The 17,006-nt window shown below is 47.8% G+C and carries 12 protein-coding genes; all 12 read left to right on the top strand.

Translation table 11 applies throughout. The features are described from left to right. Positions 1 to 850 precede the first annotated feature (850 nt). The 12 genes from L1F29_RS18305 (at position 851) to L1F29_RS18360 (ending at position 16,820) form a co-directional block, all read left to right on the top strand. A complete protein-coding gene (locus L1F29_RS18305) occupies positions 851 to 1,789 on the top strand; it encodes a helix-turn-helix transcriptional regulator (RefSeq protein ID WP_258383498.1) in 939 nt (312 codons plus the stop codon). A gap of 95 nt (positions 1,790 to 1,884) precedes the next feature. After that, the gene (locus L1F29_RS18310; RefSeq protein WP_258383499.1) at positions 1,885 to 4,539 is read left to right on the top strand and encodes a glycosyl hydrolase; all 2,655 of its coding nucleotides are present in this window, start codon (positions 1,885 to 1,887) and stop codon (positions 4,537 to 4,539) included. Between the two features lie 48 nt (positions 4,540 to 4,587). Continuing rightward, positions 4,588 to 6,204, top strand: coding sequence for a glycoside hydrolase family 140 protein (locus tag L1F29_RS18315; protein WP_258383500.1), 1,617 nt, complete (start codon positions 4,588 to 4,590; stop codon positions 6,202 to 6,204). Positions 6,205 to 6,822: 618 nt separating this feature from the next. Continuing rightward, complete coding sequence (locus L1F29_RS18320) at positions 6,823 to 7,107, top strand: hypothetical protein (RefSeq protein WP_258383501.1); 285 nt, start codon at positions 6,823 to 6,825, stop codon at positions 7,105 to 7,107. Between the two features lie 116 nt (positions 7,108 to 7,223). Next, positions 7,224 to 8,105: a phosphotransferase family protein gene (locus L1F29_RS18325; protein WP_258383502.1), complete on the top strand. Its 882-nt coding sequence runs from the start codon at positions 7,224 to 7,226 to the stop codon at positions 8,103 to 8,105. Between the two features lie 321 nt (positions 8,106 to 8,426). After that, positions 8,427 to 8,975 (top strand): cupin domain-containing protein, encoded by a 549-nt coding sequence (locus L1F29_RS18330; RefSeq protein ID WP_258383503.1) that lies wholly within the window; start codon positions 8,427 to 8,429, stop codon positions 8,973 to 8,975. A 142-nt stretch (positions 8,976 to 9,117) separates the two neighbouring features. After that, on the top strand, positions 9,118 to 13,224 hold the full coding sequence (locus L1F29_RS18335; RefSeq protein WP_258383504.1) for an S-layer homology domain-containing protein: 4,107 nt from the start codon (positions 9,118 to 9,120) through the stop codon (positions 13,222 to 13,224). Positions 13,225 to 14,058: 834 nt separating this feature from the next. Beyond that, positions 14,059 to 14,277 (top strand): XRE family transcriptional regulator, encoded by a 219-nt coding sequence (locus tag L1F29_RS18340; protein ID WP_258383505.1) that lies wholly within the window; start codon positions 14,059 to 14,061, stop codon positions 14,275 to 14,277. Positions 14,278 to 14,288: 11 nt separating this feature from the next. Further along, positions 14,289 to 14,663, top strand: coding sequence for a hypothetical protein (locus tag L1F29_RS18345; RefSeq protein WP_258383506.1), 375 nt, complete (start codon positions 14,289 to 14,291; stop codon positions 14,661 to 14,663). A 350-nt stretch (positions 14,664 to 15,013) separates the two neighbouring features. Continuing rightward, on the top strand, positions 15,014 to 15,235 hold the full coding sequence (locus tag L1F29_RS18350; RefSeq protein WP_258383507.1) for a hypothetical protein: 222 nt from the start codon (positions 15,014 to 15,016) through the stop codon (positions 15,233 to 15,235). Positions 15,236 to 15,639: 404 nt separating this feature from the next. Next, positions 15,640 to 15,849: an Rpn/YhgA-type helix-turn-helix domain-containing protein gene (locus L1F29_RS18355; RefSeq protein WP_258383508.1), complete on the top strand. Its 210-nt coding sequence runs from the start codon at positions 15,640 to 15,642 to the stop codon at positions 15,847 to 15,849. A gap of 329 nt (positions 15,850 to 16,178) precedes the next feature. Beyond that, positions 16,179 to 16,820 (top strand): HAD family hydrolase, encoded by a 642-nt coding sequence (locus L1F29_RS18360; protein WP_258383509.1) that lies wholly within the window; start codon positions 16,179 to 16,181, stop codon positions 16,818 to 16,820. The last annotated feature ends 186 nt before the right edge of the window (positions 16,821 to 17,006 follow it).

Raw genomic sequence — 17,006 nt, forward strand, 5'->3', positions numbered from 1 at the left:
AGGAAAAAGCCCGTACTTCAAGGTTATCGCTCTGACTTCACTTATGATGAAGATGACACACGAGATGGTCTTTATTGCATACATCCAGAGTTTGAGGATGAGCAGGGAAATGTAATTCTAACTGACGGCACCCCAATACCGATTGAAGGAACCGCACGGATGTGGATTCTTGTCCCCGAAATGAGGCAAAAAGCACATTTGAATCGAATTAAGGTTGGTGTAATTGGGTATTTCATGGAAGGACCCAAAAAAGTGGCGAAAGCAGAAGTTATCGAAGTCTTAGAGCTCCATAAAAACGCAGTCCAAGTTAACACGGTTACGCCGGCTTATGAATCCTCTGATTAACCGTTGAACCGGCCAGGCCACCGTATCTGTAGCTCCTATCCCCCGAACTCCTAGATCGCCGCGGCAGCTTTCAAAAAACTCCTCTGCATCTCCGCCTTCGGCTAAGCCTATCGTAAGCATGGGTAGGTCAATGAGAAATTATTAAGGAAAGATGCTATCCATGTCTATGTTATATTACCCGGTGAAATCGTCGAAATAGATTCGCATGAATTCTTTGAGTTGGCTTATGTGGTAGATGGAACGAGGGAACATCGTTACAATAGAGGGGCGTACCATGAAATCGGGACTGGAGATGGATTATAATTGAACCGGATATGGAGCAGTCTTACCTCAGCCTTCGTATTCAAGCAGCGCGAGAGGCGTCTGCCGGTACGGACGATAAGATTGCTTACATATCACAAGATGATGCCTTCGAAAACCTCCGTTTTTTCAAAACAATTCAAGAAAAAAACTGTGCTTTCTCCGGGGGAATATCGTAAAAAGTATAAGAATTAGGAGAATGACGATGCTGACCTTTATGCAACTTGCGCAATTTCGTGAAATCAGGCCCCATATTCGATTTGCTCATTATACGGAAGACTTGTTGAAGGTGCCTTCGCGTTACATTCGCGATCACGAAATCATACTTATCGATAAAGGCTGCGGTACGTTGTTTACGGAGATAGGCTCATTTCCGTATAAGGAGCAATCGCTGCTGATCATCCCACCGGGTATTCTCCATTCGTTTAAGGACGATCCCGACGCATCGCTTGGACATGCCCATTGGGCCGTGCATTTCGATTGGGAACCGTATTCGGAAGAGGATACTATTCACATTATCGGAGATGAGGAGGGCCCGATTCTTCTTGATGAAGTTTCCCGAGAAGTGACTGCGCTAAACTCACTATGGGTGCCGAACATGGTGCGGATCGATGGCGCAGGCGAGGATATCATGTTGTTGATGCGGCAGGTCGTTGAAGCGTTTCGCGATGACCGTCCGTTCCGCAAGCTTGAGCTGCAATCTAGCTTTTTGCAACTGCTGCTCACTTTATCCAAACAAATTCATGACGGAAGCATCAACTGCTCCTTGTTGACCGCTAGGAAGAAGAAGGGAAAACCGAAAGATCGTTCAGATATTACGAAGTATATTTTGAAGATGCATGCTGTCGTAAGGCAAAACTTTGTTTCTGACAGTATTCTGAATGAGTGGCAGGAGACCGTATTTTTCAGCGCACCGCATTTTCATCGATTGTTCAAGGAGCAGACGGGCAGCACTCCCCTTGAATATTTCACAATGCTTCGGATGGAGAAGGGAGCGCAGTTGCTGCTTAGCACAAAGCTTCCGGTTCAGGATGTCGCATACGCATGCGGTTACGAGGACAGTAAATACTTCAGCCGTCTATTCCGCCAATATGAAGGGTTCAGTCCGAAGCAGTATCGCCATCATTTTCTCAGACAGAAATGATCAAATCGTCCACCTATCGTGATAGATGCAGCCTCCTAAATATTGCTCATCGATTGATACAATCGGTTTAAGCAATCGATTAGGAGGCTTATTTTATGAAGTTACCTGATTTGTTACGTCAACAATTTACATCTGCGAATCCTCCCCGGAGCATGTTCCCGCTCTTATGGCTGCACGGGGACCCTCGGGAAACGGAGGAAGTGCTTCGCCGTGAGGTCAAGGCGATGGACGACGCTGGATGCGGCGGATTCATTATTGAGTCGCGACCGCATAACGACTACCTGGGCGAAGGGTGGTGGCGCGACGTTGAAATTTGTCTGGACGAAGCTCGAAGACGCGGCATGGACGTTTGGATGTTCGACGAGGAATATTACCCATCCGGTATTGCCGGGGGCAAAGTTCTGGAAAAGATGCCGGACTATCGGATGCAAGTATTGACGAAGGACACGATCCTCTGGAGCAGCGATCAAGGCGCAGTGGAGACGACTGATTTCGAATACGATGACATTTTAAAGGTTATCTGCGTCAAGGACATTTCAGGCGAAAGGTTTGTACTGCCGGATCTGAAGGCGCTGGAGGCATCCACGAATAAGTGGCATTTAGCAAGTGAGGATCCTGAACAATGGACGATTCATGTCATTGGCATCAAGCCCTCATGGAATGGACGGATGTTCGACAAGATGGTTGATTACCTATGTCCAGAAGTGACGGATTGCTTCATTGAGCTGACTTATGAACGGACAAAACGTCAGTTTCCGGAATATTGGGGGACGACCATCAAAGGCTTCTTCGGAGATGAAACAAGCTTTGAAAATTTTGGCTCTTACGATGTTCTATTCGGTGAAGACACCCCTTGTTTTCCTTGGTCGCGTGTATTGCGGGACACCTTCATGGAGTCGAAAGGCTACGATCTCATAGACTTGATTGAATCGCTGTGGTTTGATTCCGGCGAGAAGACGTCCGAGATCCGAGTCGATTTCATGGACCATATCACGCAGCTTTTCTCCAATAATTTCTTCAGACGCATTCAGCAATGGTGTCACTTGAACGGCGTACAATTCATCGGCCATATCGTCGAGGACAATCACGCACACATGCATCATGGATACGGAGTCGGTCATTTCTTCCGCACGACGAAACACTTCGACATGGGCGGTTACGATTTCGTGCTGCGACAGCTCGATTCGGAGCAGAAGCAATCCCCTTATGAGGAATATTTCCCGCAATTCAAAACTTATCGCGATGGGCCATATCCCGACTTCTTCCACTATACGCTGGCCAAGTTGGCGCAGTCCGCTGCTCATCTGGAAGTGGGCACCAGTCTTGTTATGTGCGAGAATTTCGGAGCTTACGGCTGGGATATCGGGCTGCGGGAGATGAAATGGCTAACCGACTGGATGACGGCTCGCGGCACAAACTGGTATGTGCCCCATGCCTTTTCCCCGATTTTTCCTGACCCGGACTGCCCGCCTCATTTTTATGCTGGCGGCAATAACCCGCAATGGCCTTATTTTAGACAATGGGGAGATTACGCGAATCGGTCCTGTCTTATGCTGCGGGATGCCAATCACGTTGCGTCGATCGCCGTTCTTTACCCTGCAGAATCGCATTGGGCGGGAGATCAAGACGCACTTGACGGCGTATGCAAAACATTGATGCAAAATCAGTATGACTTCGATATCCTGTCGATGGATTTACTGATGGACACCCAGCGTTGTGTGCTGGAAGATGATTCTTTGCGCATTCGCAACGAACGGTTTAATATGGTCATTTTGCCGAGAATACACACGTTACCGCTGCGCGTCTTGAACCGACTGCAAGCGTTTATCGCCTCAGGAGGCAAAGTTGTCTCCATTGATCACGCTTTCGAGAATGGTACGACCGTCGAGCTTCAACAACTAGCTGGACTGTTATCAGAGACATTGAGGCCCGGCATTGAAACGACGATATCTTTCCCTGAACTGCGCTTTTGCCATTATCGGAAGGACGGTCTCGATATCTTTTTCCTGAACAATGAGAGCGTCGATGAAATGTTCGAAGATCTTGTCGGATTCCCTGTAAGCGGTGTTCCCGAACGTTGGACGCCGATGGATGGAAAGATTGAGAAACTGCCGCTCTATGATCGGACTGAAGCACGGGTCCGCGTACCTGTTCGTTTGGGCCCGTACGAGGCTTATTTCATCGTCTTCAAGCCGGGCGATGAAGAGGGTGGATTCCATTTGACGACGAAAGACGTTCTGCCGAGCGAGTGGCATGAAGTCGTTCGGGGAGAGGATGAGAACATCTATATCGTTAAGCCTCACGCGGCTCGATCCGTGGATAATTGGAGCGTCACAGCTATCGGTAGTCCGTTACAACAGGCGAGGAATCCTGCAACGGAGTCTATTCGTGGCTTAGGCAATTGGCATGGAATCAGTGGAATGGAGACATTCAGCGGCAGCGTCGTATACGAGGCTTCTTTTTCGATCGAATCCACGGAGCTTCGATATCGGATAGACCTCGGGGAAGCGGGTGAAATCGCTAATATCGAAATAAATGGACAGAACCTGATACCGAGAATATGTCCTCCCTATCGTTGGGAGCTGCCGCCAGAACTCTTGAAGCATCAAGTGAATCACCTTCGCGTAACGGTGACAAACACTCTTGGTCCCTATTTTACGGAGGATCATTTTCGCAGAGATGTTCCTGCGCCTTCCGGCTTGATCGGTCCGGTGACGTTAACAGCCTATGAGCGAAACAAAATCAAGTAAAGTTGAACAAATGATTCATTGCAGGAAACAATGAAGGGAGAGGATAACATGAAAATTGCACAAAATCAGGTGATTGAACTGGCGTTTGTCTCCAAGAAAACGTATGAAAACCCTTACCGCCACGTTCAGATCAGCATGATCGTCGAGGAAGAGGGCGGTTCGAGAACGGTGCCCGGGTTTTGGGACGGAGGACAATCGTGGAAGATCAGGTATTCATCCGCCCGAACGGGATCGTTCCGTTATCGGACGATATGTTCAGACGCTTCCAACCCTGACCTGCATGGGCAGGAAGGACGAATGGACATTACGCCTTATACCGGCAGCAATCCTCTGTACCGTCATGGTCCCGTCAGAAAAAGCGGCGATAACCGATATCTCGAGCATGAAGACGGCAAGCCTTTTTTCTGGTTGGCGGATACGTGGTGGATGAGCTTAACTAAACGGATAAAGTGGCCGGAAGAGTACAAAGAGATGGCGTCCGACCGTGTAAACAAAGGGTTTTCGGTTATCCAGATCGTGGCAGGCTTGTACCCGGATATGCATCCATTCGACGAGCGCGGAGCTAATGAGGCCGGCTTCCCCTGGAACAGTGATTTTACGGAGGTCAACCCGGCGTATTTCCAGAAAGCGGACGAAAGAATAGCGGCTTTGGTGGAAGACGGTTTAATGCCATGTTTGGTGGGGAGTTGGGGATTTTACCTCGATTTCGCCGGTGAAGCGGCCATGAAGAGGCATTGGGATTACCTGATTGCACGTTACGGGGCTCTTCCGGTCGTCTGGTGCATCGCAGGAGAAGCGTCCATGCCGTTCTATCAAAATCCGAATTTAGGCAATAAGGAGAAAATGGCTGAATACGAGGTCGCAACCCGCCGAGGATGGACGGAAGTTACCCGTTATGTCAAAGAACGCGATCCATATGGCCGTATGATCACTATCCATTCCACACAATACGGTCATAAAGAGGTGGACGATCCGTCGCTGCTCGATCTAGACATGCTGCAAACGGGGCACAGCAGCTTTACAAGCATTCCCAATACCATTACAACGATTCGGAATTCTGTCGCCAGAAAGCCGCGGTTGCCCGCCATCATTGCGGAAGTCTGTTACGAAGGAATCGGCGGAAGCAGCTATCACGATATTCAGCGGTTTTTCTTCTGGTCAAGCGTGTTAAGCGGAACTTGCGGACATACTTACGGAGCCAACGGAATTTGGCAGATCAATGGTACGGATGAGCCTTATGGTCGCTCCCCTTACGGCAAAAGCTGGGGCAATCTTCCATGGAATGAAGCTTACCGGTTGCCGGGTTCTCTACATGTGGGGCTTGGAAAAAAATTGCTCGAACGATACCGCTGGTGGAAATTCGAATCTCATCCGGAGTGGGTGGAACAGCATGCGGATGATCATCGTTTCGTCGCCTCGTACGCAGCGGGAATTCCGGGCGAGGTAAGGCTTATTTTCCTGCCGTTCCTGGAAGGCTTGCTGTGGGGGGGAGTGTTGGTTAAGCAGATCGAGCAGGATTCCCGTTATCGGGCGTATTATTACGACCCTATCTCGGGTGAAGACCATGATTTGGGCAAGGTCGTTCCGAACGAGCAAGGTGAGTGGCGCTCCGGCGCCACAACCGCATTCCAAGACTGGGTACTCGTACTCGAGAAAGAGGCTTGAGCCATGCAACGAATCGCGCCCGGTTTATATAAATAGAAGAGAAAACAGCGATGGTCAAAAGAGGTTAATTTGTAGCTGTTCTGGTCCTTTCAGTGATGCTTATTGTTTCCGCTTGCAGCAGCAGCGGGGAAGAGTCCGCCAATTCAGGCGGTCCACCAAGTGCTCGGCTTCGGGCGGGGAAGCGGAAGGGGATCCGTATTGGGGCCAATACGAGCCCGGGATCGAGATTTCCACGGTTACAGCTTCAGGAAACGGGGCAACTGGTAGATTTGTCGGAAATAATTTATGACAAGAACATACTTTCCTTAAAAGTCGCGTAGTTGCGACTTTTTTTATTTAAGGACGCAAGTTCACAACAACATACCTCCTTAACCGCGGCAGCAGTTGTTTGATAATATAAAGGAAACAAGGTGCTATTAATGATGATATTCTTATTTATTGGAATTTACTTTATGCCCGTTTTAGGCACCTTATACTGCGGAAGTTTTCTGGAGTGGATAAATTTTCGCACTTATAGTTTGGACGATCACGATCTGTATTTTTCTATAAACAACTAGGTTTGATTTAACGGGGAACGATTGTTCAACAAACAAAATTATTGGGTTGGAGAGTGCATTAATGGTGGAAAAATATCCAGAAAATTATTTTGAACACTTTATTTTTTGCTTAAAAACTACGAACAAACAACAAAATGAGGAAGGTTTTACGGAGTTAGCAAAATTATATATTGAAATCGAGGGTATTGATGTATTTTCGGAATTGATTAAAGAGATCCAACTGATTGGTGCAAACAATGATTGGGGTTATTTTGAAAAAACAGCTCAAGAGTATGAATTGGATAATATGGACCTTGAAAATATAAAAAAACTGGCTGAAATCGCTAGTAAAATTTATAGCACTTAACGCTTCGGGAAACAAAAAGGGGTCAAGTATATGATATATGCAAGATTTTGGGGTTGATTCGGTTTTCGGAGAAACGAATCGAATTATCACTTACTATCTAAAACAGGAGGTACCATATGAGTTCCATTCTTAACGTTATAGAAAAGCTAAAGTTGAACGTCTCGAATATAGAAGATGTTCCAGAGTCATTTAGTTCAGATGTATACAAACTTACTCTTGCTAGCGGAGAAAACGTTTATGTAAAAATTCCATTTAACAAGGATAAACTATTCCGTGAATTTCAGATGCTAGAAACATTAAAGGGTATCATACCTGTTCCTAAGGTACTGGATATTTGGTACGGGGATGAAAGTACTACCGGGGCATTGATTCTTTCAGCAATTCAAGGCATGCCTTGTACGGGAGACATTGATGAGAAACTCTCTTATCAAATTGGCGTGTATCATGCTATGCTCCATGAGGTTAAAACTCCTGGGTATGGTTACCTTGTAACCGATGGTTTTAAGTTACTTGACCAAAATAATTGGAGATTACATATCAAAAGTAATTTTGAAAAGTGGAAAGAGCCATGCAAAGAGATTCTCGACTCAAAATTGTATGAAAGATGTATTCTTCACTTTGATGGAGTTTTCTCTGCTTTACCGGATCCTGACGGACCATGCATTGTTCACCTGGATTTTAGACCAGGTAATATATTGGTGAATGGTAACGAGGTTGCTGGCATTATTGATTTCGAGAGTGCCCGTGGCGGATCGTCGGAAATAGATTTTACAAAAGTCAATCGATTTATTTGGGAAGTCAATCCGAGAACAAAGATACCGTTCATTGAAGGTTATCAATCGATTCGACCTATGTTGGCTCTGGAAAGAGTGCTGCCATTTTATGATATTTACGATGCTTTCAGCGCAGTTGTTTGGTGTAAAAACAGAGGAATTGAAAAAAACCAAACGTTCCTTCAGGAAAATATTCTTACTTTAAGGAATTCGGTGGGTTATTGAGCATAGTTGTTTAGATTTGATAGGGCAGGCCATCCCACAAAGGATGGCCTTTAAACTTGCCGTTACAGATAGCGCGGAGAACCGTATCACAACTAAATGTGAATATATCATGATAATCTGCTCCAGTAATTGAGGCGGAACAATGGATTTGTTGCACCCCCAATACTACAGTCCATCATCATGTCTACTTACATATTTATGAATTATATCTAGAAAAACCAATTTAGTCATGTGACAAAACTAATGACAACGGTCACTATTCGTCCAGACTTTTCTTATCTATAATAGCTGAATGGGCAATTCACTAAGGAGCGAGCATGAATGGAACCAATGGTTACGAATAAAGTCACAGGTGAACAAATTACATTTTTAGAAACAGCAAAGGAGACGAACGGTGAATATTTACTAATTGAAGTCGCGCTACCCCCACATGGCGATGGTCCACCCTTACATATTCATGATCGATTCGAAGAGGAGTTTGAAGTGATCTCTGGTAAGCTCACCGTAACCTTAGGCAAAACAAAGTACGTGTTAGAAGCAGGAGATCGTCGCATTGCCCCGATCAAAACGCCTCACACATTTACAAACGATGATGATGAGCCTGTTGTATTCCGCGTTCGATTAACGCCGCCAAGCAAGTTTGAGCAGTCTGTTCGCATTCATTACGGGCTCATGGCCGATGGATTAACAGATGAGAAAGGCACCCCCAAATCACTCGCCCAGACCGCATTAATTTTAACATTACAAAACACACTGATCGTTGGTATTCCACTCTGGCTGCAACGTTGTTTCTTTGGAGTAATCGTCAAACGTGCCCGTAAAAAAGGCGTGTATGCAGTTCTCGAAAAGTACACGGGAGAGAAGTTGTGAATGAGATTAACTGACCTGTGCATAGGGGCAAATAAGATTTCATTCACCGAAGCTCATTCGGTTGTTCGATAGCATAACAGATCGTAATAGCAATGTCATCGGGCTCTATTTGGATTAACTCAGTAACGAAAGGAATAGTAGTATGAAAAATAGAAAAGGCATCTTCTCTTTGCTGGCGGCCGTTACGCTATTGCTGCCGCTGATTGGAGCGTTGGCAGTCACAATTGCTGCTCCGGTAAGTGCCGCAGCTCACGCAGGGCAAATCATGACCAACTACGAAACGGAGACCAACAACGTCTACCCCGGCAGGGCCACCCAGTATACGTACAGTCTGGGCGGCGTCGTACTGCAAAGTGCTACTCTGCCGGCGGCGGCCGATTGGGTCACGCCTTCCAATTATTATGATACCGGCTGGTTTCGCGATAGCTGGAACGAAACGTATACGTACAGCAATTTCGGCCAAATCAGTCAAACAAACGACCCGATGAGCATTCCGCCAACCGCTGCCTGGGCAACGATATCTTCTTTTCAAATCGAAGGCACTATGACTGTCCCGATTCGTGATACGGTCTATCATTATTCCGTTAACGGAACCGATGTTCTGACCGCTGTGAATGCTTTGCTTATTCCGCCAAATGCTCTGTGGGCGTCGCTAGCCTCCTTTAATGATGGCTGGACCCCAAGCAAAAATCATACGTATGCGACGTATACGCTGCAACGGGCGACTCCATCCGTCCAATCGTTCACGATTTCTTCCAATAGCGGACATCCCGTCTATGCGAAGAACGGCGATGAGGTTACGGTTGCGCTGCGGACCGATGTTCCGATTGCTGTACCTGTTCTGAAAATTGGCGGTGTAGAGGTGCCGGTATCGGGAAGCGGCACCAATTGGAGCGCTAGCCTGGAGCTAACGGGCATCGTCGACGAAGGAACGCTGCCGGTGTATGCCACCGTGTATACGGAGGAAGGCACACCTGGCCCGATTCTCTCCGCAACGACAGACGGCTCATTCGTCATCTACGACAATACGAGCCCGGTCGGTGCGCTGTCCATTAATGGGGGAGCGGCTGCCGCTAATTCCGCCAACGTTATTTTGGACGTCACGACGGACGGAACGACTGCCCAGATGCGGTTCTCCAATGACGGGACGGTTTGGAGCGGGTGGGAGACGGTTGCGTTGTCTAAACCATGGACGATGTCGGTCGGCGACGGTGTGAAGACGGTGTATTTGCAGCTTCGTGATGAAGCCGGCAATGTTTCGAATATGTCGGACAGCATTACGCTGGACACGGTTCCGCCTGACGCCGCGCTGACGATTAATAGCGGCGCCGCCTACGCTACTTCAACGGATGTCGGGCTAGCTATCGGCAACCCTGACGGAACGGCCGCTACGATGCAATTCTCGAACGACGGATTGACCTGGAGCGGGTGGGAGCCATATCATGCAACGAAAGCATGGACGCTGGCAGCCGGCGACGGAACGAAGACGGTATATCTGCAATTGCGTGACGCGGCGGGCAACGTAGCGGCTGCAAGCGATGGCATCACGTTGGATACGACTGCGCCAAGCGGGACGCTGGTGATCGACAATGGCGCTCTATACGCGACATCCACGAGTGTAACATTGACGGTCACCTCCGACGATTCGGCTGCTGAGATGCGATTCTCGAACGACGGGACGAGTTGGAGCAGGTGGGAGTCTAATAGCGCGACCAAAGGGTGGACGTTGGCAGCCGGCGACGGTGTGAAAATGGTGCGCTTGCAACTGCGTGACGCAGCCGGCAACATATCAGACGCGAATGACAGCATCACGTTGGATACGACGGCGCCAAGCGGGACGCTGGAGATCGACAATGGCGCGTTGTACGCGAAGACGGACAACGTAACACTAAGTATTGGCTCGGATGACACTGGCGCCGAATTGCGTTTCTCGAACGACGCCACGTTATGGAGCGGCTGGGAGCCATACACTGCAACAAAGACATGGACGCTCGCTTCTGGCGACGGCACAAAGACGGTATATCTGCAGCTACGAGATACGGCAGGTCATATTTCCGCCTATAGTTCTGGTATTCTGCTTGATACGACCCGCCCGGTGGGATCCATCGTCTTGAATGGCGGCGAACTTTTGACAACGGATCCAGCGGTAGTAATCGCCTTAACGGCTGACGATGGAGCCGCGCCTGCATCCGGAGTTGTGGAGGCGAGTATTTCGATCGACGGCGGCGCGACTTGGAGCGCTTGGTCTCATGCCGCTTCCCAGCTTTCGGTTACGTTGTCCGGTTACGGCAACATAACGGTATTAGTCAAGGTTCGGGATGCCGCCGGCAATGAAAGCCTCCCTTTGTCGGACGATATTACGCTGCGTTCGATTCCAACCGTGCTGGACGGCACACTGAATGGATTCGAAGACACGCCTTATACGTTCACTGCATCCGACTTCGGTTACACCAACGATGACGGCTCTGTACTCGACCGCATTGTGATCGGGACGCTGCCGGGGAACGGCCGGCTCGAGCTTAATGGTGCTGCCGTGCTCGCAGGACAGAGCATTCGTTTGGCTGATGCCGGGGGGCTGGCGTTCCGGCCTGACGCTGATTGGAACGGAATAACGACGCTCAGCTGGTCAGCGGAAGCGGCGGGCGTGGCATCTTCCGGCAGCGCAACGGCGACGATTGTCGTCGCTGCGGTGAACGATCCTCCGACTGCGGAAGATTTAAGCTTTAACACGACAGCGAATAACGAAGTGAACGGCCAGTTGAAGGCGACTGACAAAGAGAACGCTGCACTCATCTATAGCATTGTGGATCAACCAGCGACGGGCAAGCTGACGCTGCTCGATTCGGCCGCTGGTACATTCTCCTATATACCGGCGAACATCGGCACGGTGACGTTTACGTATCGGGTTAGCGACGGTACGGATAACTCCGCTCCCGCAACCGTCACAATCATCAACAAACAGTCGGAACAACCAGGGCAGCCATGGCAGCCTTGGCTGCCGGAGCAGCCTGCCGGTAATGACAATCTGGCGGCTGTCGTCGGCGCCGAGAAGCTGGATCATCTGCTGCAGCTGACGCAGGAGAAGACGGAGCTAGGCAATACGGTGACGGTAGAGCTGAAGGGTGAACAATGGGAGCATTCGCTCGGTCAACACGATGGCGGTAAGTTGGTCATCCGCATCCGGTCAGGTCCGGATGCAGGCGTCATGCAGCTTGACGCTTCAATGGCCAAGCTGCTTGCCGAGCGGAGTCTTGCATTAGCGCTGGAGTTGGACGGCCGATCGGTTACCGTCCCTGCAGCAACGATCGTCTCAGCGGCCGCCGCGGTTTCCGACCCATCGGCCGTTATCCGCATCGAGTTGGCGGCAGTGCAGCAGGCGAAAGCTGATGAGCTGAAGGGAGCGGCGGAACGGATCGGGGCGAAGGTGACGGCACCGTCAATACACGTTCAGATATATATATTGTCGAACGGAAAACATGTGAGCCAGTCAGGTATTAATAGCTATGTAGACATAACCTATCAACCGGAGGAAATGGCCGGCAAGCATTCCTCGACGGCTGTGCTATTGCTGCCAAGCGGTGAACTGAGGCCGCTTCCGACTTTATTCCGGACGACCGAGGGTACTGTAGTGCTTCGTATCCGCGGATTGACGCAAGGCACATTGGCATTAATCAATGCCAATGTGGGCTTTAAGGACACTGACGGCCATTGGGCAGCCGATGCAATTAAGCGGCTTGCTGACCGGTTCGTTGTGAGCGGGGTCGGCGGCGGGTATTACGAGCCGAACCGCACGGCGACGAGAGCTGAGTTTTCCGCCATACTCGTACAAGCGCTCGCTTTGTATGACAAGGACAGTCAAGGGGCAAGATTCTCTGATGTGACAGAGGGCTCCTGGTATGCCGAGATGCTTGGCGCAGCTAATCAATACGATCTTATTACCGGATATGCCGACGGTACGTTTCGTCCGAATGCGACGATTACTCGTGAAGAGGCTATGGTTATTCTAGCCAGAGCCGACTCGCTTGTGGGTTTGAGTACGACACTGACGGAAACGCAGGTTCAGGAAGCATTGAGCGGCTATAGCGACGCGGCGGTTGTTCGCGGCTGGTCGCGGGAGGCGGTTGCACAGTGTATTACACAGGGCTTCATGAACGGCATTGGCGGCGAGTTAAAGCCAGGTGATTCGGTCACACGTGCACAGCTTGCGCTAATGGTCGAGAAACTGCTGCAAAAGGCGGGATATATTTAAGCATGCATCAAAATAACAGCGGCAATTGAAACTGTAGCTATGTGCCGATGTGGTCTGTTGCTTTGTTAAATCATTTTGAAAGAGGGCACCCTTTTAGCTTGAGGGTGCCCATTTTTTTTCAGTTATTTATGAGGGTTGAAGCTTCGGTTGTTTTGGATTTGAAGCGGGTGGATATGACGAGTGATTTATAGCCATTAAAATGTCCAAGAGACTGTCCAGTGATTGCTTTTGATATACACCATTTACTCGTCAAAGACGATCATAACTTCAAGTTCTTGTCAAAATGAATTGTTTATTTTCTCTTTAAGAAATTAAGTAAAAGAAATGTTAGTGTTTCCTAGATGGCGTATCCATCAGATAACACCATATTCAAGCTCGAATTATTGAAATCTAATCTTGCCTAAGAAACACCAGCACCGAACTCCGATATGCCACCACGGTGGTATTGATCTCAGCAGTATGAATTTCAGAGAAACAATTTATGAAATGAACAAAGAAAATATTGAAACCGAAATCTTGGTTCTCGGGGAGAATCGTAACGCTCCAGAAGAGCGATTCCAATGCTAAAAAGGCTTTGGATGCGATGGAAAAGTACCCCTGAAGAGGAGCCCGGTTGCGTATATATATTTTTCGAAAACACCGGTTTCCGCTTTTTGATCGGAGTTCATTTCGCTCCACTAACGGGTACGAAAGCCCGGCGATGGAACTCGCCCAACAAATTGGGCAGACGCATAGGGAACTTCATCGTTATGGGGCCTTTTATGAAGTATATTCATGCTGGCAATGGACAACGCTTAAGGTTAAATATTATCTTATGCGGGAGGTCATCGCTTCTTGAAATTTGAACTAGGACGTTGCTTACTAAATGAACGATTGATGGAATCCGGAAAGTCAGCGGAATGGCTGGCAAAAGACTTGCTTTTTAAACCGGAACGAGTTTTCGACTTTATAGAAAACAAAAGAGTGATGCCACTCAAAATTGCCATATCGATCGCCGATTCCATCGGTTGTGATGTTCGTGCCTTGTATGAATTAATTCCGAATTCCAAATAGGTGCTGAGACTATGAAGAAAAAAACAAGGGAAATCCATGTTGGAGAGAATGAATACGTATATGTGATTAACCAAAAGTATCATCAAGGCGTAAGTGAAGTTTCTCTTTCAATATCATTAAAGGGACTAAAGAACATAACCTGTTCATTCCGCTTTTGTACATGGGATGACCCAATTACGGGAAGCCCCCTGTTAGTTGGTTTCCCTTTAAAGAAAATAGTGTCGGGAACTATTGAAAATTTCAACTTACATTATCCTGGAACAGTTAAGCATTTTGTTTTGTATGGTTTGGAAAATGGTTGGAATGGAACAAACAGGATAGAGTTCAATGATGGACTAGTAATACTCAGAAAGCTGGGATATGACGTTTCACCGCTCAAACATTGACACATAACGGCGATAATTATTCGAGTTATCATTGCGCTAACGGGGCACGATAGTTGAACGATCTAGGGAGCAGCTCGCCGCGGCACTGCTCCTTTTTCATTAAGCATTTGTTGAGTTGAGGGAAGGGCAGTAATGCTGATCTAAGCAGTATACAGGGATACATAATATGGTAATATGGATTAAAAAGCTATCAACTCTTTAACGAGGGATGAAGTGGCTCGCGTTAGCCACTTACATTCGACCCATGGGAGTCGTTTATGAAGGCGTACAGAGACGAGCCTATTACTCCTTTTTGAACGGTAGTAAGAGCTCAACACGTACTTCAAATCGTAATACAAGGAGAGAACACAATGGATTTGGAAAAAGTCAGAAAAACCTTAACATGCCCGGATTGCCCGGGAAGCGAGATCAAGATCGCGCATAGCTTTAACGAGGGTGGCATCTATTCGCGGACACCGATGAAAAGACCGGAGCGTACGGACTATCGGCACCTTAGCGACCGGATTCTTTTCATTTGCGGCCAATGCGGTTGGATTCTGCGGGAATATGCCGAAGACACGGGTAAGTTATAGTAGAACTTGAGCTGGAAAATACGATAGTGAAGGAGCTGCTTGCTTGTTGCTCCTTTCTCGTTTGAATATCAATTTTCAGAGAATCTATATCTCGATATCACTAGAAAGAGTGTCAACATGAGCAAGGGGGAGTTGGTTTTGTGGACAGTGCACTTCTTTTACGCTGGTAGCAAGAACAAAATGCCAAAAAGAGAACAATTGAAGGTTTTTGGAACGCTTTACGCAGTTGGAAAAATGAAGATAGAAGTGGGTACCATGATTTATTTTTAGGAAAATTGGATGAGGATTTCATTGTTATTGATGTTGTTTCGATTAGCTTAAAACAATACTATGACCGAGATGGTGCCGCTATTTTTTGTTCACTCCGGGTATATTATCTTAATACACTGATTGGGACCTATGATATGGAATTCTTGTTGGATGGTTCAATTGCAGATGATTATTTATCTTTCGAGGATAGAAATACTCTTCATCGAATGTTAGCCACAGATAAATATGCCTTGCGATTTGCGCGAAAAGCTTTAGCAGAAGGTATTGAAGAGGATACAATTTATAAAATTACGGGTCTAGATAAGGACTATATCGCCATTTTGAAAAGCAAATCATTGCGCTAACGGGACACAATAGTTCAATCACAACATGACGGCAGCCGGCAACACGATCGGCTGCCGTTGTCTGTTGAAATAACTGGCAGGTTTGTGCAAAAGAAATGGTCGATATAGGCGAGAGGGCCGGCTGCGCGGCAATCATCATGGACATTCAACGAGGTCGGATAGGATAGTACCAATGAACCTTTAACTATTTTGCGTTCTTATAAGGAAATAACTTATTAATGAATGTATCACATTTAAGGTTAACGTATCAGTGGCCCGTCTACTTATGGGTGATCAACGGCGCGTGATGGCACGCATGGTTGCCGCTGCTGACAAAGGAGAACGAAACAATGAAAAAGTACATACTTTTCGATCATGATGGTGTTCTGGTTGATACTGAATTCTGGTATTACAAAGCGGGAGAACGCGCTCTGGCTGACATTGGATTTACCTTGGATAAAGATCAATACCTCCGCGACATGACCCAGTCATTGGGCACTTGGTCCCAAGCTAGGGCGGCAGGTATTGATGAACAGACCATCAGCAAGCAGCGTGAGGTCCGCAACGTCTATTATCAGGAATATCTACGAACAGAAGCCATAGAGATTGAAGGCGTAGTTGAAACTCTAGCCGAACTGTCAAAGTACGTCCGCATGGCCATCGTGACGACTGCAAAACGTGCGGATTTTCAACTTATTCATGAAAAGCGCCAGATTAGACAATTCATGGAATTCGTCCTTGTTCGCGAAGACTACGAGCGCACCAAGCCGCACCCGGAACCATACTTGACCGGCCTAATGCACTTCGGAGCTACCAACGAAGAGACCCTGGTTGTAGAGGATTCAAACAGAGGGTTGAACTCAGCCGTGGCGGCTGGTATCGACTGTGCTATTGTCCATAACGATTTCACAAAAACACATGACTTCTCACAGGCCAGCTATCGAATCAAGACTCTGATTGAACTAAAGGACATTATCCTGAATGTAACCTGAGAGAGCATTCGCCAGCGTGTCCCGTACTCACTTTAAAAGTGAAGAGCAGTGTGGGCGGCGCGGACTCACGTGATGCGTGGACTACAATGAGGGGTTCGTATCACTATCACTTGAAACTTGGTAAGTAGCCAGGAATTCTTGAGGTAACGTATTGGCCTACAAATTATAAGCATCGGGGTGTGCTGG

The organism is Paenibacillus spongiae, assembly GCF_024734895.1.
In the GTDB taxonomy this organism is placed as follows: domain Bacteria; phylum Bacillota; class Bacilli; order Paenibacillales; family Paenibacillaceae; genus Paenibacillus_Z; species Paenibacillus_Z spongiae.